General features: G+C 58.6%; 18 protein-coding genes. 11 read left to right on the top strand and 7 right to left on the bottom strand.

Annotated features, from left to right (window positions below; all coding sequences use genetic code 11):
- Window positions 1-3: 3 nt before the first annotated feature.
- The 8 genes from cmk (at window position 4) to cysM (ending at window position 7,113) form a co-directional block, all read left to right on the top strand.
- Window positions 4-678, top strand: a complete 675-nt coding sequence (gene cmk, locus D3870_RS03735) for a (d)CMP kinase (protein WP_119736774.1) — start codon at window positions 4-6, stop codon at window positions 676-678.
- 127 nt (window positions 679-805) lie between these two features.
- A complete protein-coding gene (rpsA, locus tag D3870_RS03740; protein ID WP_119736776.1) occupies window positions 806-2,518 on the top strand; it encodes a 30S ribosomal protein S1 in 1,713 nt (570 codons plus the stop codon).
- Between the two features lie 17 nt (window positions 2,519-2,535).
- On the top strand, window positions 2,536-2,841 hold the full coding sequence (locus D3870_RS03745) for an integration host factor subunit beta (protein ID WP_019141733.1): 306 nt from the start codon (window positions 2,536-2,538) through the stop codon (window positions 2,839-2,841).
- A 134-nt stretch (window positions 2,842-2,975) separates the two neighbouring features.
- Window positions 2,976-3,290, top strand: a complete 315-nt coding sequence (locus D3870_RS03750; protein ID WP_119736778.1) for a LapA family protein — start codon at window positions 2,976-2,978, stop codon at window positions 3,288-3,290.
- Window positions 3,291-3,317: 27 nt separating this feature from the next.
- Complete coding sequence (gene lapB, locus D3870_RS03755; protein WP_119736780.1) at window positions 3,318-4,493, top strand: lipopolysaccharide assembly protein LapB; 1,176 nt, start codon at window positions 3,318-3,320, stop codon at window positions 4,491-4,493.
- A 75-nt stretch (window positions 4,494-4,568) separates the two neighbouring features.
- Window positions 4,569-5,492, top strand: coding sequence for a D-glycero-beta-D-manno-heptose-7-phosphate kinase (gene rfaE1, locus D3870_RS03760; protein ID WP_119736781.1), 924 nt, complete (start codon window positions 4,569-4,571; stop codon window positions 5,490-5,492).
- Between the two features lie 63 nt (window positions 5,493-5,555).
- A complete protein-coding gene (locus D3870_RS03765; protein WP_340638433.1) occupies window positions 5,556-6,074 on the top strand; it encodes a ComEA family DNA-binding protein in 519 nt (172 codons plus the stop codon).
- Window positions 6,075-6,210: 136 nt separating this feature from the next.
- Entirely contained in the window at window positions 6,211-7,113 is a 903-nt protein-coding gene (gene cysM / locus D3870_RS03770; RefSeq protein ID WP_119736785.1) for a cysteine synthase CysM, read from the top strand.
- A 29-nt stretch (window positions 7,114-7,142) separates the two neighbouring features.
- Here cysM and D3870_RS03775 read toward each other — a convergent pair whose 3' ends face one another.
- Window positions 7,143-7,475: a hypothetical protein gene (locus D3870_RS03775; protein WP_199710724.1), complete on the bottom strand. Its 333-nt coding sequence runs from the start codon at window positions 7,473-7,475 to the stop codon at window positions 7,143-7,145.
- A gap of 444 nt (window positions 7,476-7,919) precedes the next feature.
- The gene (locus D3870_RS03780) at window positions 7,920-8,516 is read right to left on the bottom strand and encodes a DUF1415 domain-containing protein (RefSeq protein ID WP_119736788.1); all 597 of its coding nucleotides are present in this window, start codon (window positions 8,514-8,516) and stop codon (window positions 7,920-7,922) included.
- Between the two features lie 152 nt (window positions 8,517-8,668).
- Here D3870_RS03780 and D3870_RS03785 point away from each other — a divergent pair, with 152 nt between their 5' ends.
- Window positions 8,669-9,226, top strand: coding sequence for a YaeQ family protein (locus D3870_RS03785; protein WP_119741639.1), 558 nt, complete (start codon window positions 8,669-8,671; stop codon window positions 9,224-9,226).
- Between the two features lie 64 nt (window positions 9,227-9,290).
- On the opposite strand, the gene D3870_RS03790 is transcribed toward D3870_RS03785, so the two are convergent.
- Window positions 9,291-11,276 (bottom strand): helix-turn-helix domain-containing protein, encoded by a 1,986-nt coding sequence (locus D3870_RS03790; RefSeq protein WP_158590368.1) that lies wholly within the window; start codon window positions 11,274-11,276, stop codon window positions 9,291-9,293.
- Window positions 11,277-11,602: 326 nt separating this feature from the next.
- On the opposite strand from D3870_RS03790, the gene D3870_RS03795 reads away from it, so the two are divergent.
- Window positions 11,603-12,889: a hydroxymethylglutaryl-CoA reductase, degradative gene (locus D3870_RS03795; RefSeq protein ID WP_277986326.1), complete on the top strand. Its 1,287-nt coding sequence runs from the start codon at window positions 11,603-11,605 to the stop codon at window positions 12,887-12,889.
- Window positions 12,890-13,001: 112 nt separating this feature from the next.
- Complete coding sequence (locus tag D3870_RS03800) at window positions 13,002-14,225, top strand: ABC transporter substrate-binding protein (protein WP_119736793.1); 1,224 nt, start codon at window positions 13,002-13,004, stop codon at window positions 14,223-14,225.
- Between the two features lie 63 nt (window positions 14,226-14,288).
- Here the strand turns inward: D3870_RS03800 and D3870_RS03805 are convergent, their stop codons facing one another.
- The 4 genes from D3870_RS03805 to D3870_RS03820 form a co-directional block, all read right to left on the bottom strand.
- The gene (locus D3870_RS03805; protein WP_158590369.1) at window positions 14,289-14,933 is read right to left on the bottom strand and encodes a DUF2026 family protein; all 645 of its coding nucleotides are present in this window, start codon (window positions 14,931-14,933) and stop codon (window positions 14,289-14,291) included.
- Between the two features lie 192 nt (window positions 14,934-15,125).
- Window positions 15,126-16,250 carry a lytic murein transglycosylase B gene (gene mltB / locus D3870_RS03810; RefSeq protein WP_119736797.1) on the bottom strand — a complete coding sequence of 375 codons (1,125 nt, stop codon included), beginning with the start codon at window positions 16,248-16,250 and terminating at the stop codon, window positions 15,126-15,128.
- Window positions 16,241-18,286 (bottom strand): transglutaminase TgpA family protein, encoded by a 2,046-nt coding sequence (locus D3870_RS03815; RefSeq protein WP_242489853.1) that lies wholly within the window; start codon window positions 18,284-18,286, stop codon window positions 16,241-16,243. The genes mltB and D3870_RS03815 overlap by 10 nt, the downstream gene beginning before the upstream one ends.
- Window positions 18,286-19,278 (bottom strand): DUF58 domain-containing protein, encoded by a 993-nt coding sequence (locus D3870_RS03820; protein WP_119736799.1) that lies wholly within the window; start codon window positions 19,276-19,278, stop codon window positions 18,286-18,288. The genes D3870_RS03815 and D3870_RS03820 overlap by 1 nt, the downstream gene beginning before the upstream one ends.
- Window position 19,279: the final 1 nt, after the last annotated feature.

Here is a 19,279-nt window from a genome sequence, read left to right on the forward strand (position 1 = left end):
ATAATGAATTCGCACAACGTTCCTGTCATCACGATCGACGGCCCGACCGCCTCCGGCAAAGGCACGGTTGCGCATCGGGTTGCCCAGCATCTCGGGTTTCATTTTCTGGATTCCGGCGCGTTGTATCGGCTGACGGCGTTGACGGCATTGCGGCACCAGACGCCATTGGCCGATGAGCATGCGCTTGCAAAACTTGCGGAGAAATTGCCTTGCAAGTTTCTCGGCCATGAGATCTGGCTGGGAAACGAGGAAGTGTCAAACGCCATCCGGGCCGAGGAAGTTGGCAACTTTGCTTCGAAAATTGCAGCGTTGCCCGCAGTGCGGCATGCGCTGGCCGGATTGCAGCACGGATTTCGCATGCCCCCCGGTCTGGTAGCTGATGGACGGGATATGGGTACCGTCATTTTTCCGCATGCCACGCTGAAGGTATTCCTCACGGCAAGCGTGGAGGCGCGTGCATCAAGACGCTATAAGCAATTGATTGACAAGGGTTTTTCTGCTAGTATGGAAGACCTTCTCAAGGATTTGAAAGAACGTGATGCGCGCGATTCGAATCGCGCAGTTGCGCCACTCAAGCCTGCGGAAGGCGCATATTTGCTGGATACATCGGATATGACAGTCGAGCAGGCGGTCGAACAGGTGCTTCGCTGGTATGCGGCAGTAAAGAAGTCGGCGTGATTTGCGCCTGCTGTTGTAACACGATTGGTGCCCGTCCTGACGCAATGCCGAGCGGGTGTTGATAAACCTGACCCAATGTCGATCGTTTCAAGACACGCGATTGGTATTGGCCAACCTTTTTAAACCTATGTCTACTGTTTCCACTTCCCCTGCATCTGCTGGCTTCGAAAGTTTCGCAGCCCTTTTCGAAGAGTCATTGTCGCGTCAAGACATGCGCTCCGGCGAAGTCATCTCCGCCGAAGTCGTCCGTCTCGACCACAACTTCGTGATCGTGAACGCTGGCCTGAAATCCGAAGCGTTCATCCCCATTGAAGAATTCAAAAACGATAATGGCGAACTCGAAGTTCAGGTAGGGGACTACATCTCCGTCGCCATCGAATCGCTGGAAAACGGCTTCGGCGACACGATCCTGTCGCGCGACAAGGCCAAGCGCCTCGCCTCGTGGCTCTCGCTGGAAAAAGCGATGGAGTCCGGCGAAATCGTGACAGGCACCGTCAATGGCAAGGTCAAGGGCGGCCTGACCGTTCTGACCAACGGCATTCGTGCCTTCCTGCCGGGCTCGCTGGTCGACACCCGTCCGGTCAAGGACACCACGCCGTACGAAGGCAAGACCCTGGAATTCAAGGTCATCAAGCTGGACCGCAAGCGCAACAACGTTGTGCTGTCCCGCCGCGCCGTCATCGAAGCATCGATGGGCGAAGAGCGCGCCAAGCTGATGGAAACCCTGAAAGAAGGCACGATCGTCACCGGTATCGTCAAGAACATCACCGACTACGGTGCGTTCGTTGACCTCGGCGGCATCGACGGCCTGTTGCACATCACCGACCTCGCATGGCGCCGTGTTCGTCACCCGTCGGAAGTGCTCACCGTCGGTCAGGAAATCACCGCCAAGGTCCTCAAGTACGATCAAGAGAAGAACCGCGTTTCGCTGGGCGTCAAGCAGCTGGGCGACGATCCGTGGACCGGTTTGTCCCGTCGTTATCCGCAAGGCACACGCCTGTTCGGCAAGGTCACCAACCTGACCGACTACGGCGCGTTCGTGGAAGTCGAACAAGGCATCGAAGGCCTGGTGCACGTGTCCGAAATGGACTGGACCAACAAGAACGTGGCTCCGAACAAGGTTGTACAGCTGGGCGACGAAGTCGAAGTCATGGTTCTGGAAATCGACGAAGAGCGTCGCCGTATCAGCCTCGGCATGAAGCAATGCAAGGCCAATCCGTGGGATGACTTCGCGATGAGCCACAAGAAGGGCGACAAGGTCAAGGGCGCAATCAAGTCGATCACCGACTTCGGCGTGTTCATCGGCCTGTCAGGCAACATCGATGGTCTGGTGCACCTGTCCGATCTGTCCTGGACCGAAGCCGGCGAAGAAGCTGTCCGCAAGTTCAAGAAAGGCGACGAGCTGGAAGCTGTCGTGCTGGCAATCGACGTCGAACGCGAGCGCGTTTCGCTGGGCGTCAAACAGCTCGAAGGCGATCCGTTCAACAACTTCGCTGCACTGAACGACAAGGGATCGATCGTGAATGGTACGGTGAAGTCGGTCGAGCCGAAAGGCGCGGTCATTGCATTGAACGAAGAAGTCGAAGGCTATCTGCGTGCTTCCGAAATCTCCCGCGATCGCGTGGAAGATGCTGGTACGCACCTGAAGGTGGGTGACAAGGTCGAAGCCATGGTCATCAACATCGACCGCAAGGCTCGCAGCATCCAGTTGTCGATCAAGGCGAAGGACAATGCCGACACGCAAGAAGCCATGCAGAAGATGTCGAGCGACTCCAATGCCGCTTCCGGTACGACCAGCCTCGGCGCATTGTTGAAGGCCAAGCTCGACAACAAGCAGTAAGCGAGTCGGGTCCGTAAATGACAAAGTCGGAGCTGATTGCCCGCTTGGCCGAGCGTTATCCGCAACTGGTTGCAAAGGATGCGGATTATGCGGTGAAAACCATTCTCGATGCCATGGCAGATGCCTTGGCAAGCGGTCAGCGCATCGAGATTCGTGGTTTCGGCAGTTTTGCGCTCAATAGTCGTCCGCCGCGGATCGGTCGCAACCCCAAATCCGGCGACAAGGTGATGGTGCCCGAAAAGCGGGTGCCGCACTTCAAGCCCGGCAAGGAGTTGCGCGAACGCGTGGACGCCATGGTTGGACAACCAATCAAGGAAGACTGAGTTGTTGGCAGTGACAATGAAACGGCATCCTCGGATGCCGTTTTTTTTCGCGTACAATTTCAACTGATTTCTTCCCCGCATTCGACAGGAATTTCGCAATGCCAGACAACAACAATCAATAAGGAATCCGTGCCATGAAATTGATTTCCCGAGTCTTGTGGGCGCTGCTCTTTGTTGTGTTTTTCGGCTTTGCATTAAAGAACACGCAGGAAGCCGCGTTACGCTTTTTCTTTGACTATGAAGTGCGCGGTCCGTTGGTGCTTCTGCTGCTCGGCTTTTTTGTCGCCGGCGCCGCGCTCGGCGTGCTTGCAATGATGCCGACCATGTTCCGCAGCCGGCGGAATTTGTCGGCGCAGAAGAAGACCATTGAGACGATGCAGCAGGAGCAGGATGCACAACGGTTGGCACGAACTCAACCGCCGCAACCCGACAGTGTTGTGAGCAAATAATCGACCAATAACAAGCAAAAGAAACGCATGGAATTCGAAATCTGGTGGCTGCTTGCCATTCCGGTTTTTTTCAGTCTCGGGTGGATTGCGGCACGAGTCGATATCAAGCAATTGGTATCGGAGTCGCGCAGTTTGCCGCGGGGTTACTTCAAAGGCCTGAATTTTCTGTTGAATGAACAGCCGGACAAGGCGATCGATGCGTTTATCGAGATCGTCAAGCTCGATCCGGAAACCGTGGAGTTGCATTTTGCGCTCGGTAATCTGTTTCGCCGCCGCGGTGAAATCGAGCGCGCAATTCGTGTGCACCAGAACCTGCTGGCGCGGCCCGATCTGCCGCTTGAACATCAAGTGCACTCCCAGTATGAGTTGGGGCAGGACTATCTGAAGGCGGGGCTGCTTGACCGGGCCGAAGAAACGTTCAACAAGCTGGTCGACACGCAATACAGCGCGCAAGCGCGGCGTGCGCTGCTCGAAATTTATCAGCGCGAAAAGGAATGGCCGCGGGCCATTGAAGCAGCGCTCGCATTACAGGAATCCGGTGCCGGCGGACGGCAGAAGGAGATTGCGCAGTTCTATTGCGAGTTGGCGCAGGATGAACTGGTGCATACGCATCCCGATGCCGCTCTGCACTTGCTTGACAAGGCGCTGGCCACGGATCGCACGAATGTACGTGCAACCTTGTTGATGGGCGATGCGTATCTTGCCAAGGCTGACATTGAAGCCGCGCTGCTTGCCTGGCGAAGGGTCGAGCATCAGAGCGTGCTGCACGCCGCGCTGGTCGCCAGCCGCCTGATGGATGGATATCGCGCGGTGGGGCGGTCGCAGGAAGGCGTGAACCTCTTGAAAAACTATCTGGCTGAAACAGCATCCATCGATGTGCTCGAAGTGCTGTTCAAGGCGGTGGCCGAGCTCGACGGCATGGATGCGGCGAAGCAGCTGGTCAGTGACGAGGTGCGTCGCACGCCGACGCTGCTTGGCCTGGACAAGCTGCTTGAGGTGCGCCTCATGGACGCGCCGCCGGATATATGGCCGGAACTGTCGATGGTCAAGAATCTCGTGCACGGTTATACCCAGAGACTGGCACGCTATCAATGCAGCCATTGCGGATTCAAGGCGCGCCAGTTCTACTGGCAATGCCCGGGCTGCAGCCATTGGGAAACGTACCCGCCGCGCCGCACGGAAGAACTCAATGTGATGAATTGATCCATTGCGTCAACAACGATGCGCCAACCCAGATGCGCCTGATTGACCTGTTTTGAGCGAATATTTTCTGAAACCATGATGCCCAATCTCTTGAGCGCTCCACGCATTCTCGTCGTGGGCGATGTGATGCTGGACCGCTACTGGTTCGGCGATGTCAGCCGCATATCCCCGGAAGCGCCGGTGCCGGTCGTACGTATCGAGCGTCGCGAGGAACGCCTCGGCGGGGCTGCAAACGTGGCGCGCAATGCCGCTGCACTTGGCGCAAACGCCGGTGTGCTTGGCATCGTCGGCAATGACGAGGCAGGAGACACCGTGCAACAACTGCTCGCCGATCTGGGAGTCGCCAGCTACCTGAACCGGGATGCCGCGGTATCCACGATCATCAAGCTGCGCGTCATCGGCCGCCAGCAGCAATTGCTGCGTATCGATTTCGAGAAGCCGCCGACCGATGCCGTCTTGCGTGACAAGCTTACGCAGTTCAATGCTCTGCTGCCCGAGTACGACGTGATCGTGCTTTCCGATTATGCCAAGGGTGGATTGGTGAATGTCCTGGAAATGATCGCGTCGGCAAAGGCGCTGGGTAAATGTGTGCTGGTGGATCCAAAGGGTGAGGACTTTTCGCGCTACAAGGGGGCTTCCATCCTGACGCCCAACAAGGCCGAATTGCGTCACATTGTCGGCTCGTGGAAAAACGAGGAGGAACTGACATCAAAGGCGCAACAGCTGCGCGCATCCCTTGATCTGGACGCACTGCTGCTGACACGTTCCGAGGAAGGTATGACGCTCTATACGGAGCGGGAAGTCATGCATACCCCTGCGATGGCGCGGGAAGTGTACGACGTCTCTGGTGCAGGCGATACTGTGATTGCAACGCTGGCAACCATGCTTGGCGCGGGCATGTCGCTCGTTGATGCCGTGCCTGTGGCGAATCGCGCAGGCGGAATTGTGGTTGGGAAATTGGGTACGGCAACAGTTACGAAAGAAGAGCTTTTCGGATAACACATTGCCGTTCCGATGACGTGCGATGACATGATGTCAACGGTTTCAACCAATATCCGTTAAATGCAGCAGGGCGTAATCCCATCCTGTAGCCCCAGGTTACTCAACCAAACGTGGAGAGAAAATCAAATGCTCAAGAAGCTGCTATTAGCCGTCGCAACGATGATCGCGACAATGGGTTTTGCATTTGCACAAGTCGATGTCAACAAGGCAGATCAAGCCGCACTCGATGGTGTCAAAGGCATCGGCCCGACGACGTCGAAGGCCATTCTTGATGAACGCAAGAAGAATGGCAACTTCAAGGACTGGGCGGATCTTGAAAATCGCGTGAAGGGTATCGGTGACAAGAACTCCGAGAAATTTTCCGAGGCGGGTCTGACTGTCAATGGTCAAAACAAGCCGAAGTCAGCCTCTGCCGCCACAGCCGGCAAGAAAGAGGCGAAGCCTGCCGCGAATGGCAGCAAGGAGGTAAAACCGGCCGATACCAAGGAAGCCAAACCAGCCGACTCCAAGCCGGCAGCAGGCGCCGGCAAGGATGCGAAATCGTCCGGGACAGCGAAGAAAGACGACACAAAAAAGTAATCAGTTTCGACTATGCGAAAACCCTGCGGCGTGAGTCGCGGGGTTTTTTTATGAGGCGACGATGTCGGCTTCGCCAAACGCCGCCAAGCGTCTCCGATTAGAATAGTGCTTTAATTAAAGCACGACGATACCCAACATGCCTTACCTTACTATTGAAGACACTATTGGAAATACTCCGCTGGTGCAGCTGAAGCGGATTCCGGGAGAAGATGCGGCGCGTCGCAACAATGTCATTCTCGGCAAGCTGGAAGGCAATAACCCTGCTGGATCGGTCAAGGATCGCCCAGCCTTGTCAATGATCAAGCATGCAGAAGCGCGCGGCGATATTCGCCCCGGCGACACGCTGATCGAGGCGACCAGTGGCAACACGGGGATTGCGTTGGCCATGGCGGCAGCGATGCGCGGATACAAGATGGTGTTGCTCATGCCGGAAAATCTGAGCGAGGAAAGACGGCAAAGCATGGCGGCTTACGGCGCGAAGATCGTTCTGACGCCGAAGGCCGGCGGCATGGAATATGCACGAGATCTGGCTGAGCAGATGCAGAAAGAAGGGCGGGGCATCATCCTCGACCAGTTCGCCAATCCCGATAATCCGCGTTCGCACTATGAGGGTACGGGACCGGAAATCTGGCGTGACACGGATGGGCGCATCACGCATTTTGTCAGTGCAATGGGTACCACGGGCACCATCATGGGCGTATCGCGCTATCTGAAGGAAAAGAATCCGCAGATCGAGATCATCGGTGCTCAACCCGACGAAGGCTCGCAGATTCCGGGAATCAGAAAATGGCCGGAAGCCTATTTGCCGAAGATTTACGACAAGTCCAATGTCGATCGACTGGAATACGTGTCACAGGCGGCTGCTGAACATATGGCACGCCGGATGGCAGTGGAAGAGGGGATTTTTTGCGGCATTTCTGCCGCCGGTGCATGTGAGGTGGCGCTGCGGATTTCGCAAACTGTCGAGAACGCCACAATCGTGTTCATTGTTTGCGATCGCGGCGACCGCTACCTGTCTACAGGCGTCTTCCCTGCATAACAGGGAAGCGCATCTCGAGGCCGGGCATCTTATTCGTGGTGCTCGATGCCGCCTTCTTTCGGTTTGAACTGCTTGTCGCTGATACGGAATTTTTCGCGACGATCACCCATGAGGGTGCGCAAATCCTTGATGCTGAGGTCGCTGACTTCATGCATGCGGATGAGCAATGATGCACCAACCGGCAGCCTGCGATGGCGAATCTTGCTGATGACAGGCGGTGCGACTTCAAGTGCTCTTGACAAAGCGGCATCATTTTTGAGATTGAGTTTCTCGATGAGCGCGTCCAGCAGGTTGTTGGGATCGTAAGCGACTTGATCCGCGAGTCGTGTGCTGTTCATGGCATTGCCTGGTTGGGTTGTCATAATCTTGGTAGTTCCATATTGCAAGTTATTGTACAGGGAAAACGCTTAAGGCTTGGCTTGGAGCATTTTCAGAAGAGCAACATTTTCAAATCGGCAATAGCAGTAAAATTACCAATTGTTGTTGCACATAAGAAATATTTTAAAACAATTCCGAAAATGCGGCAGAAGCCCAAAAAATGGAATGTTTGCATCAGTTACCCGCCTGCCAACGTTTCTCGCTCATTGCCGTTATAAGTAGTGCGTCTCGCAATAAAAATCATGCATATCGATATGCATATTCAACATTCGCGTAAATTGCATTTATTCAATTGAATTTTAACCAGCGGTTTTGATTCGATTTTGAGAATTCGCAATTTCAATGGCGAGATGATGTGCCAACCATTTCCTTGTCATGACAGGCATTGCATGACAAGACGATTAGCTTTTGGAGCAATTGCTTAACTATTAGTTCGTTGGCTCGTCGTTTCTGTTCTCGGGTTTTCTGGCGACTCCAAGGCGTTGCCATCCGTCTGCACCAAGCTGGCGCATGGTTTGCATATTCCTTTCAAAAATTTCGGATGCATCCGGGAAAGCCGCAACGGCGCGTTCGACGCTGGCTTCGCGCAGCAAATGCAGCATCGGATAAGGCGAGCGGTTGGTATGGTTCTCGATATCGTCTGCGGCAGTGCCTGCAAATTGATAGTCAGGATGGAAACTGGCTATCTGGATGTCGCCGGCGAGTCCAAGTTCATCGATAGTGGCGTCGACCACATCCAGGAAATCGTTGTAGTCGAGAAAATCGTTCAGCACCTGCGGGTGGATCAGCAGCGTCGTGTCGATCTGATCCGGATCGGCTGCTGCCAGCGTGCGTAGTTCCGAAACAAGATCGGCCTGCAACTCTTCAGCGCTTTGTGCCGCGCTGACCGCGTAGCGGATCTGATTCTTGATGTGGACAGCCTTGGCAAACGGACAGAGATTCAGTCCGATCACCGCCTTCTCAAGCCATACTCGGGTTGCCGCGATAAATTCATTGTTGGCGCTGATGCCGGATTGCGTTTGCATGGTGATTTCCGTTATTGTTCACGCCGTGCCGATTTGGCGTGCCGGCGGCAAGACTGCATTATGCAATCATTCCCGATGCCGGCTTTCCTGCAGAAGCAGTTTTCAACTCATATATTCAAGTGTGCCCGGACAAGAGCCGGCCGCGATTTACCATGGCACTGAAAGCAACCATTTTCAAAGCAGACCTGCAGATCGCCGACATGGATCGGCACTATTACGCCGACCACGCATTGACGATCGCGCGCCATCCTTCGGAAACCGATGAGCGCATGATGGTGCGCCTGCTGGCATTCGCTCTGCATGCGAATGACGCGCTTGCATTCGGCAAGGGGTTGAGTGCGGACGATGAACCCGACCTGTGGCAAAAGGATTTGACCGGTGCGATCGATCTCTGGATCGATGTCGGCCAACCCGATGAAAAAAGCATTCTCAAAGCCTGTGGCCGCTCGGAGCAGGTGATCGTCTACAGCTACAGCGCCACGAGCGGCATCTGGTGGAATCAGATTGCCGGCAAAGTCGCGCGTGCCAGGAATCTGTGGGTGCGCAACCTGCCGCAGGATGCCAGTCTCGCGCTGGCAAAACTGGCACAGCGCACGATGCGCCTGCAATGCACGATCCAGGACGGTCAGGTATGGCTGACGGACGGCGCGGAGACGGTGCAGATCGAGTTTGCGACGCTGAAGCCGTTACAGGGTGACTCTGTGCGTTAACGCAGAAGAGTTAACGCAGAAGATGGGATCACCTATCCAGTCCGTCGGGTCAGGGGATTGGCAGTCATGCGTCTTCCCGCAGCCGCCACAGGCGCAGCGCGACGTGTATCTCAAGAGCGCGGTTTCCTTCGTTCCAGTTTCCGAGGAGCGCATTGATCGCATCGAGTCTCTGTCGCAATGTGTTGATATGGATGTTTTGCTCGCTCGCCGCAGCGCGCGCGTTGTGGCCGTGGTCCAGATAGGAAAGCAGTGTGCGGGCCAGTTCCGTCTTGCGTTGCTTGCCTTCCTGGTAAAGCTTGCCAAGGGCCGATGACATAAAGGCGTCGATATCCTCGGCGCTGCGCTTCTCGAACAGGAACGCGTAGAGCGTCAATTCCTGTTCAAGATAAATCGACCCGGCGCGGCCGAGCGCATTCAGCGTGGACAGGCAGCGTATCATCGACTGGTAGCACTCGGGCAGTGCAGTGGCCTGCGCCACGGGTTTGGAGATGATCCCGGTGACGGGCTGGCGAACTTCCCTGCCGATGAAAAGCTGCAATGCCTTCCGCAGTTCACCATGTGTCGTCATGCCGGAAACAAGCACAATGGCGCCGTCGATTTCATCGAACAAGGTGTTGGCAATCCGAAAGGAAGCCTGCATCTTCTTCAGCATATAACTGCTCTTGCCGTCTTCCGTTTGTATCACGGCAAGACAGAGAGGTTTGGACAGCCGCAGGCCATGGTGTGCAGCCTGTTCCGACAACCTGGCGAGATTGTGCTGGGGATTGCTCAGGAGGCCGCGAAAGATCGCCGGGATCTCCTGCCTTGCGGCGTAGTCGCTGCGTTCCTGCGAAAGCAGCACCACGCCGGTGACCATGGAACTGCGTTCGAAAATGCGCACCGCAAGCTCGTTCAGCTCGCGTGCAGTGCGGATGACCAGGCCGCCGAGAAGGCCACGGTTGCCGACGACGGCTGACACGCGACAGGTCTCGGCGGGCGTCGCAAACGCAGTCACCGAGCGGCCGATCATCCTGCTCTCGACGAGCGCTGCGTGTATCTTGTCCTGGTGCGTATTCAGCACCGCTTGCGCCCGCGGCTCGCCATGATCTTTGTCGACAGGTTCGAAGGCGTCGGCGGTGGATGCGCAAATCAGCTGTTCGCCTTCGTCGATCACACTGACATGGCCTTCGAGCATGTTCGCCGCCATCTCGCAAATGTCCTTCAATCCGCCGCCTCTCGCAACGAGCGAAGTCAGTTGCTCGTGCGCCTCGGCTGCAATTTGCGTGTCGGCGGTTTGCTTCTTGAGCAGCGCGTTGGCGTCGCCAGCCTGCTTGAGCGCGATCCGGGTCTGCTCGAACAGGCGGGCGTTTTCGATTGCGACCGAGGCGTGGGCGGCAAGGGTGGAGAGGATCGACATCTCCCATGCGTTGTAGGAGCGCACATAGCGGTCGCCGACGAACAGCACGCCGGTCACATCGCTGCCCGACAGCAGCGGGACGCCGAGAATGGACTTGATGCCTTCTTCGGTGACTGCCGTATCGATGGGGGCGGCATGCGAAAACCGGGGGTCCTTGCCGTATTCCGCCGAACTGTAGGGCGACTTGTTCCGCGCGACGTAGCCGCAGATCCCGACGTCATGAGGAACGCGTATCTTCTTGAAATTCTCCGAGAACGCGCCGTCTGTCGCGCGCACATAGAAGTCGCCCTGTTCCCTGTCATGGATGGACAGATAGCCGATGTCGGCACCCATCAGCTTGCGCGCGCGCTGGACGATCGCCTGCAGGGCGCGGTCGAGGTCGCGAATCGCGGTGAGATCATGGGCCGTCTCGATGACGGCGTTCAAGCCGCGTTCGCGCTGCTGATAGTCCTCGAATCGCTCGCGTATCGTCATGGCCATTTGCACGCTCTGGAGCAGGAACTCGCGGCCGGCCGTGTCTTGCGATGCCGCGGCTATGCGCTCTTGCAGGCGGGCGAACGCTTCTTTCCCGGCGTTCTGGTAGAGGAGGGTGACGATTTCCTTCCCGAGTGCGGTGTCGTTCGCCGACTCGCGATGCGGAGGTGGCTGATTCATCATTGCCTGCCTTTCACTGTTCAAGTTGATGACTTCTTCTGCGTTGCAGCAATATCTGTGCGAGATCGGGCGATCTCGACAGCATGGGCGCCGTAAAAATCCCCTTCAAATTCAGGCATATCCATTCATGGTCTGTCGGTTTTTGCGCGTATTGAGCACAGCAGCATCTGGCACGTCCGCCTCGCGAAGCTTGAAAATAATCACATGAAATTATCGGAAATATGTGCGAATAACACATAGTGTGCCAGCTGTTCGGCCACTAGACTCTTCTGAAACATCAAGCCGCGCACTTCCCGGTGCGAAAGGCTTGGCCAACCTCAGGAGACATGCAAATGACAGTCGATTCGCGATTGCCCAACTTTCGCGCGCTTGAACCGGCGCAACGCCTCAATGAAATCGTTGACAAGGCCGGGTTGAGCGCCGACGAGCGTGCGCTGCTTGCCGAGTCGGGCGCGCTGCCGCTCGAGACCGCAAACGGCATGATCGAGAACGTGATCGGCAAGTTCGAACTGCCGTACGCGGTGGCCGGCTACTTCCAGATCAATGGCCGCGATGTGCTGGTGCCGATGGTTGTCGAGGAGCCTTCCGTCGTTGCAGCGGCGTCCTACATGGCCAAATTGATTCGCGAATCGGGCGGCTTCCAGACCTCGAGCACCGGCCCGCTGATGCGCGCCCAGGTGCAGATCATGGGCCTGGCCGATCCATTCGGTGCGCGGCATGCATTGCTCAACAAGCGGCAGGAGATCATCGACATCGCCAACAGCCGCGACAAGGTCCTGATCGGTCTGGGCGGCGGCTGCAGGGATATCGAAGTGCATGTCTTCCCGGAAACGCCGCGCGGGCCGATGGTGGTCATGCACCTCATCGTGGATGTACGCGATGCGATGGGCGCCAACACCGTCAACACGATGGCCGAAGCGGTCGCAAGCCGCGTCGAAGCAATCACCGGCGGCAAGGTACGGCTGCGCATCCTTTCCAACCTCGCGGATCTGCGATTGGCGCGGGCGCGCGTGCAGGTCTCTGCCGCGCAGCTCGACAGCAAGGACTACAGCGGACATGAAGTCATCAACGGGATCGTCGACGCCTACACCTTTGCCGCAGTCGATCCCTATCGCGCCGCCACTCACAACAAGGGCATCATGAACGGCATCGATCCGGTCATCATCGCGACCGGCAACGACTGGCGCGCGGTCGAGGCGGGCGCACATGCCTATGCCTGCCGCAATGGCAGCTACACGTCGCTGACAACCTGGGAGATATCCGCGAGCGGCGACCTGGTCGGCACGATAGAGATGCCGATGCCGGTCGGCCTGGTGGGCGGGGCGACCAAGACGCATCCGCTGGCAAGGCTGTCGCTGAAGATCATGCAAACCACGTCGGCGCAGGACCTGGCGGAAGTCGCGGTTGCGGTCGGTCTGGCGCAGAACATGGGGGCGCTCCGTGCGCTCGCCACTGAAGGCATTCAGCGCGGGCACATGGCGCTGCACGCGCGCAATATCGCGATCGCGGCGGGTGCGAAGGGCAGGGATATCGACCGGGTGGTACGCACGATGGTGGCGGCGAAGGATGTGCGGGTCGATTTTGCGGTCAAGATTCTGGAAGAAGGTAAGTAGGGGCGGCACGCAAAGCCGTCGGCAGCAACGAATCACACCGTCATCCGTTTTTGCTTCATATTGTTCGACAACAACAAAGGGCATCACGACAGCCCGATAACAGGAGATAACGATGAAAATCCCGTTCCGCAATTCACTGACCACACTCGCTGCTGCGGCAACAATGCTTTGCCTCGTGTCGGCGCACGCGCAGGCGCAGTCCTCGAAGGAGCCGTTTCGCATCGGCTTTATCACCGACATGTCCGGTCCCTACGCGGACACGGATGGCGCGGGCGGCCTGGAAGCGATCAAGATGGCAGTGGAAGATGCGGGCGGCACGGTTCTGGGACGCAAGATCGAGGTGCTGTCAGCCGACCATCAGAACAAGGCCGACACCGCCGCAGCGAGAACGCGCGAATGGATCGATCAGCAGGATCTCAAGATGCTGATCGGCGGCGTGAATTCCGCTGCCGGTCTGGCGATGAACAAGGTCATCGCCGACAAGAAGCGTGTCTATTTCAATGTCGGCGCCGCGACCGCGCGCCTGACGAACGAGGATTGCACGCCGTACACGATTCACTACGAGTACGACACTGTCGCGTTGGCCAAGGGCACGGGTTCGGCGGTCGTCGCCACAGGCGGCAAGGCCTGGTACTTCCTGGTGGCCGATTACGCGTTCGGCGCTTCGCTGTTCAACGACACCAGCGAAGTGGTGAAGGCCAGCGGCGGCACCGTGCTGGGATCGGTCAAGCATCCGCCCAATGCGAACGACATGTCCTCGTTCCTGCTGCAGGCGCAGGGATCCAAGGCGCAGGTGCTCGGACTGGCGAATGCGGGTGCCGACACCATCAACTCGATCAAGGCTGCGAACGATTTCGGCTTGACCAGAAACATGAAGCTCGCAGGCCTGCTGATGACGATCAACGACATCCATGGACTCGGCTTGTCGGTGGCGCAGGACCTGATGATGACGGACAGCTGGTACTGGGACAAGGACGATGCGTCGCGCAAGTTTGCCAACCGCTTTTTCGCGAAGATGAAGAAGATGCCGAGTACGCATCAGGCCGCCGACTATTCGGTAACGGCAACCTACCTGAAGGCGGTGAATGCCGCCGGCACCGATGATGCCGACAAGGTCATGGCCGAGCTGAAGAAGATGAAGCTGGACGACTTCTACGCCAAGGGCTACATCCGCCAGGATGGCCGTTACATCCACGACATGTACCTGATGCGGGTGAAGACGCCGGCCGAGTCGAAGAAGCCGTGGGACTATCTGAAAACGGTTGCCACCATTCCGGGCGAGGAGGCGTTCACCAAGCTGGCGGATTCGAAATGCGCGCTGGTGAAGAAGCAGTAAAGACGGAAATGGCCGGAGCCGCGCAGGCTCCGGCGCGTTGACGGCAAGCTGCCATCGGGCGGCTTACCAGGCGCCGACCAGCGAAATGCCGCTCAGTGTCATGCGTGTCTCGCTGCCGTCGTTGCGTGCCATCGACGCCTCTCGCGGGATATCCTTCGGCGGCTTCCTGTACCAGTGCGTGCACACATTCAGCAAGTCCGCCGCATCGTCCCTGGCGAAAAACTTCTCCAGAATTTCGCGAGTCAAGTCCACGTTCGGCAGCATGTAGAAGTCGCCCGGTTCGCGCATCAACAGTGGCGAATCCGCCAGCGACTGCAGCGGTTTCTGGAACATCTTCCGCGCATGGTTTCCTGCAACGCCTCGCGCCTGCAGCGACTCGCGGAACAGCGGCGCCGTGAAATCGATGACGTGGCCGTCACACAGAATCCAGCAGTGAAATCCCTTGTCGGAACTGAGCGCATCATGCGCCGCATTGCGGTCGGCGAACGACAGAATGGTGCCGGCCGCATCGTCCATCCTGTAGAAAGCGGCGCCGGCGACGGGCTGGCACTTCTTCTTGTAGATCTGCTCGACCAGGTGCGCGCCGGCCACGCTGAAAAAAACGGATGGATGCGGGGTGTCGGCGTCGGTCGCGTCGAGCACGGTTTTCAGGACGCGGAAAATGCGCTGGTAATCGGCCAGTGGAATCGGGGGACGGGGTGTTGGCATACGGGCCTTGTTTTGGTATCGGTTCGTTGTTCGATGGCTTGGCGCGGGAACGTATTGGGGTAACGCATTCCAAACCTTGCGCTCGGCAGGGTGCGCCATGCGCACCAATGCGTGCGCCGGCGGTAATGGTGCGCATGGCGCACCCTGCCATCCGCCTCGCATATTCTTGCGAAAAAACGTTTGCGCCCTTCCTTAGCGGCTGCGCGCTGTGCGTACCGCCTTCCCCAATTCGATTACCGACATCGCATAGAAGAAGCTGCGGTTGTATTGCGTGATGGCAAAGAAATTGGCCGCACCCAGCCAGTACTCGGTCGGTTCCTGCCCATTCTGCAGATCGACCAGGCCGAACTTCATGCCGGCCGGCGGTTCGACGCCGGGCGTCACGCCGGCGGCCTTCAACTCATCGAGAGTGAATTTGGCTTCCAGTCCCTGGCCGATGAACATGTCCCAGCCGCGATTGCCTTCGCTCTCCGCAATTGTTGCGGGAAAGACCATCGGCTCGCCGCGTTGCCAGCCATGCTCGACCAGGAAGTGGGCAACGCTGCCGATGGCATCGACCGGCGAATTGCGCAGGTCGATCTTGCCGTCGCCGTCGAAGTCCACGGCGAATTTGCGGATGCTGCCGGGCATGAATTGCGGCCACCCGATCGCGCCCGCATAGGAGCCGTACAGCAAGAACGGAGCGATGCCCGATTCGCGCGCGAACAGCAGCGTGTTCTCCAGTTCGCCACGGAAGTAATTCATCCGCGCCTGACGCGTCGGCGTGTTGGGATAGTCGAATGCGAGTGTCGTGATCGCGTCCAGCACGCGGAAATTGCCGGTATTGCGGCCGTACACGGTTTCCACGCCGATGATGCCGACGATGATTTCGGCGGGGACGCCGTACTGCTCCTCTGCGCGTGCCAACGCATCCGTGTAGGTGCTCCAGAACGCGATGCCGGCATTGATGCGGACCGGTTCCACAAAGCGGGCGTGGTAGGCGCGCCAGTTTTTGGGTTTGCCGGGCGGTGCCGGTTTCATCAGTTGAATTGCGGTTTCCACATAACGCGTCTTCTGGAAGACCGCTTCAAGTTCGGCGCGATTGAAATCATGTCTGGCGACCATCTGGTCGATGAAGTCAGATACGTTTTTCCACTGGCTGAAATTGGTGAATTCACCGGCGTCGTCCTGTTTGACCGATGCCTTGCGTGCCTTGGCATTGCCTGCGGATTTTTCCGTGGCCGGCTTGGGACCTGCACAGGCGGTGGTCGAAACGGCAAGCAGGAGTGCGGAGAGGCAGGCTGCGTATTTGGGAAGCTTGGGGGAAATCATCGGCATTCAGCAAGTAGGGATTTGAGGTTGGAAACGACGGCAGACGCGTCTTTGCTCATTGTGCCGTATCTGGCGCGTTCATAGCTGTCGAGAAAGCGTGCAACAGCCGCTCTTCTCTCGGGAGCGAGCGGCGAATCGCTTGCGCTCAGGCGGTCGCGCCAGGCACGCGGGCCTTCATGGGCCAGTCTCGCGCATCCCAGTCGCGCCATGCGCCGGCACAGCGTGCGGTAGACGGCCTCGACCGGATCGAACTGCGGGCGATTCCACATCAGCGGCAATACGACGATTGCTAGCACGATGCTGGCGGCGACGGCCAGCAAGCCCGTCAATGTGCGCCAATCGGCCGAGTCGAAACCGAGCGACTGGATCAGGCTTCTTTGCTTGTCGGGCGTGTAGTTCAAGACCCATTGATTCCAGGCATTCGTCACCGCATCCCAGTTCTGGCGCAATGCTTGCCATTTTGCCAGCCATGAATTCTGTCCGGCATCGAGCGTGATCAATCCGCCCAATGTCCGGCGCGGGATCACGCTTGTCAGGTTCATTTCGATGCGGGCCGGGGACACCGCTGCAGTCGGATCGACGCGCACCCAGCCGCGATTGGCGAGCCACACTTCGGCCCACGCATGCGCATCGGATTGACGGATCGTCATGTAGCCGTCGGCCGGATTGATTTCGCCGCCCTGGTAGCCGGTCACGACGCGTGCCGGGATGCCCATCGCGCGCATCAGCACGACGAAGGCACTGGAGTAGTGTTCGCAAAAGCCGGCGCGCGTATCGAACAGAAACTCGTCGACCGCATGCGTGCCGAGCACGGGCGGCTCCAGCGTGTAGCGGAATTTCTCTTCGCGGAAGAAGCGCAGCACCGCATTGACCATTTCGGCATTGTCACTGGATCGCTTGCGCAGTGTTGCGGCAAGTTCGCGAGTGCGCGGATTGAAGCCTTGCGGCAAGTCCAGCCACAGTCGCAATGCGGTTGCCGACTCCTGCGGCTGCAGCTCGAAATCGAGGACGGATGCGGCGTCATAGCGCACGCGCTCATTGATCGGCGAGCTGGCAAGGAGTTCGAGGTTGGGGCCGAACGCGGACGCATTGTCGCGCAAGACCGGCGGCGTCTGCGGCAGTTCCAGTGCGAACAGCCAGCGCTGATTGCTTGGCTCCAGCGTGACCTGGTAGCGCAGCGGCGTACCGTGTGACTTGATGACGATCGGTCGATTCGTTTTCAGGCGCACTTGCAGCGGCGTCCACGTCCGTCCGTTGTAGCTGCCCAGCACCGGGCCGCGCCAATACAGTCTGGATTTGGGCGGTGGCGGATCGACGAATTTCGCGCGGAAGGCGATGTCATCCGATTGCGCGAGCCGGGAGATAGCCCCGGGCGACATGTTGTCGGACAAGCCGGTGCGCGCGCTTTGCGCATCGACCGGCATGCCCCACAGCGGCCCCTGAATGCGCGGGAACAGCAGGAACAGCACCAGCGTGAGCGGTGCGGCAAGCAGCAGGATGAATGCGCCGAGACGCAGCCGCTGTGCAAACGGCGGCACCACGCCGGTGTACTGAAACGACAGTTGCGTGGTGAGAATCGCGACGGTTGCCGCAATCGTCATCAGTGCCGCGCCGATGGATTGCGAATAGAAGAAGCTCGCCAGCACCAGAAAGAAACCCAGGAACAGCACCACGAACAGGTCGCGCCTGGCGTGCATCTCCAGCAGCTTGAAGGTCAGCAGCAACACCAGCATCGCCACGCCGGCTTCGCGCCCGAAGATGGTCTTGTAATGCCAGTACACGGCAGCCATGGTGAGTACGGCAATCGGCACCAGCAGATTGCGCGACGGCATGCGATGGCCGCGAAACGTGACCCAGCCGCGCCACAGCAGGATGGCGGAGCAGGCGGCCACGATCCATGCCGGCAGGTGTCCGGCATGCGGCGCCAGCACCAGCACGCAGGTGGCAAGCAGCAACAGCGTGTCGGACTTGTCGCGCGACAGTGGTTGCGTGATTCGCCGCATGAACGGCCGCATCAGCGAAGGCGCGCCGGATTTTTCCATCACGTCTCCGGATACATCGCCAGCGCATGCAGGCACGCTTCCCGGTGTGCCGGGCCGAGTGCGGCTGTGAGCACGGTGTCACCGAGCCGGAATGCATACGGCACACCGCGCGCTTCCGCCTCGATCACCCAGCGCGTCATGCGCGACAGTTTCAGTTCCTGGTCCAGCCTGTTCGGCAGACGGTCGAAGTCGAGTGCGAACTCGACTGCCGCGCCGCCTTCGAAATACTTGGTGACCAGCGCGCCGCCCAGATCGACATCGAGTTTGGCGATCTGCCGCCATGCGAGGCGCTTCAGGGAATCGCCCGCCTGATAGTTGCGGATGCCGGCGAAATCGTCCTGCCCCGCCTGTCCCTGCCCATCCTTTTTCTCTGCCTCGGACAGCGGCAGCGGCGGGGCGTTCTCTTCCGGCTGCGGATACACCAATACCCGCGCATCCGGTTGCCAGTAGCTCCACGCGCGCAGCAAGCCGAGCGGGAAACGGGTTTGCAATCGCACGCGCGGCGCGGCCAGCCAGCCACGCTGGCGCGCCGGCGTGGACAGCACGACGCTGTGCGTTGACAGCGCCGCGACGTCGGCGGCCTGATCGACGTTCGGCAAGCCTTCGCCGACGAAATCGAGCCAGATCGCATAGCGGCCGTGCTTGCGGCGATTGATGAGATGCAGTTCGAATTGCGCATCCTCGCCCGCGAAGACCGGCGCGGCGCGCCCGGCGGACAGCGACAGGTGCGCCAGATTGCGGAAGGTGAGGTGCATGTCGATCAGCGCGCAGGCGGCAAGCAGGAAGGTGAAGCCGAAGCCGAGGCTGATGTTGTAATTGATCGCGCCGATGAACAGCACGAACAGCATCACGCAGAACATCAGACCGGGATGCGTCGGCATGATGTACACGCGGCGCTGATGCAGGAACACTTCGCCCGGTTCGACCTCGCGCGAGCGCATCAGCCACTTGCTGGCCCGTTTGCGAAACTGATGTTCGAGCGCGCTCAACATG

The sequence above is a fragment of the Noviherbaspirillum cavernae genome, from assembly GCF_003590875.1.
Taxonomy (GTDB): domain Bacteria; phylum Pseudomonadota; class Gammaproteobacteria; order Burkholderiales; family Burkholderiaceae_D; genus Noviherbaspirillum; species Noviherbaspirillum cavernae.

Bases quoted from the DNA above. Each gene is read 5' to 3' on its own strand.
- D3870_RS03780 (WP_119736788.1), bottom strand. From the start codon at position 8,516: ATGCAAACGCAATCCGGCATCAGCGCCAACAATGAATTTATCGCGGCA.
- D3870_RS03805 (WP_158590369.1), bottom strand. From the start codon at position 14,933: ATGCCAACACCCCGTCCCCCGATTCCACTGGCCGATTACCAGCGCATT.
- D3870_RS03790 (WP_158590368.1), bottom strand. From the start codon at position 11,276: ATGAATCAGCCACCTCCGCATCGCGAGTCGGCGAACGACACCGCACTC.
- rfaE1 (WP_119736781.1), top strand. From the start codon at position 4,569: ATGATGCCCAATCTCTTGAGCGCTCCACGCATTCTCGTCGTGGGCGAT.
- D3870_RS03815 (WP_242489853.1), bottom strand. From the start codon at position 18,286: ATGGAAAAATCCGGCGCGCCTTCGCTGATGCGGCCGTTCATGCGGCGA.
- D3870_RS03800 (WP_119736793.1), top strand. From the start codon at position 13,002: ATGAAAATCCCGTTCCGCAATTCACTGACCACACTCGCTGCTGCGGCA.
- D3870_RS03750 (WP_119736778.1), top strand. From the start codon at position 2,976: ATGAAATTGATTTCCCGAGTCTTGTGGGCGCTGCTCTTTGTTGTGTTT.
- D3870_RS03775 (WP_199710724.1), bottom strand. From the start codon at position 7,475: ATGACAACCCAACCAGGCAATGCCATGAACAGCACACGACTCGCGGAT.
- cmk (WP_119736774.1), top strand. From the start codon at position 4: ATGAATTCGCACAACGTTCCTGTCATCACGATCGACGGCCCGACCGCC.
- rpsA (WP_119736776.1), top strand. From the start codon at position 806: ATGTCTACTGTTTCCACTTCCCCTGCATCTGCTGGCTTCGAAAGTTTC.
- D3870_RS03820 (WP_119736799.1), bottom strand. From the start codon at position 19,278: ATGTTGAGCGCGCTCGAACATCAGTTTCGCAAACGGGCCAGCAAGTGG.
- lapB (WP_119736780.1), top strand. From the start codon at position 3,318: ATGGAATTCGAAATCTGGTGGCTGCTTGCCATTCCGGTTTTTTTCAGT.
- D3870_RS03795 (WP_277986326.1), top strand. From the start codon at position 11,603: ATGCAAATGACAGTCGATTCGCGATTGCCCAACTTTCGCGCGCTTGAA.
- mltB (WP_119736797.1), bottom strand. From the start codon at position 16,250: ATGCCGATGATTTCCCCCAAGCTTCCCAAATACGCAGCCTGCCTCTCC.
- D3870_RS03745 (WP_019141733.1), top strand. From the start codon at position 2,536: ATGACAAAGTCGGAGCTGATTGCCCGCTTGGCCGAGCGTTATCCGCAA.
- cysM (WP_119736785.1), top strand. From the start codon at position 6,211: ATGCCTTACCTTACTATTGAAGACACTATTGGAAATACTCCGCTGGTG.
- D3870_RS03785 (WP_119741639.1), top strand. From the start codon at position 8,669: ATGGCACTGAAAGCAACCATTTTCAAAGCAGACCTGCAGATCGCCGAC.
- D3870_RS03765 (WP_340638433.1), top strand. From the start codon at position 5,556: ATGCAGCAGGGCGTAATCCCATCCTGTAGCCCCAGGTTACTCAACCAA.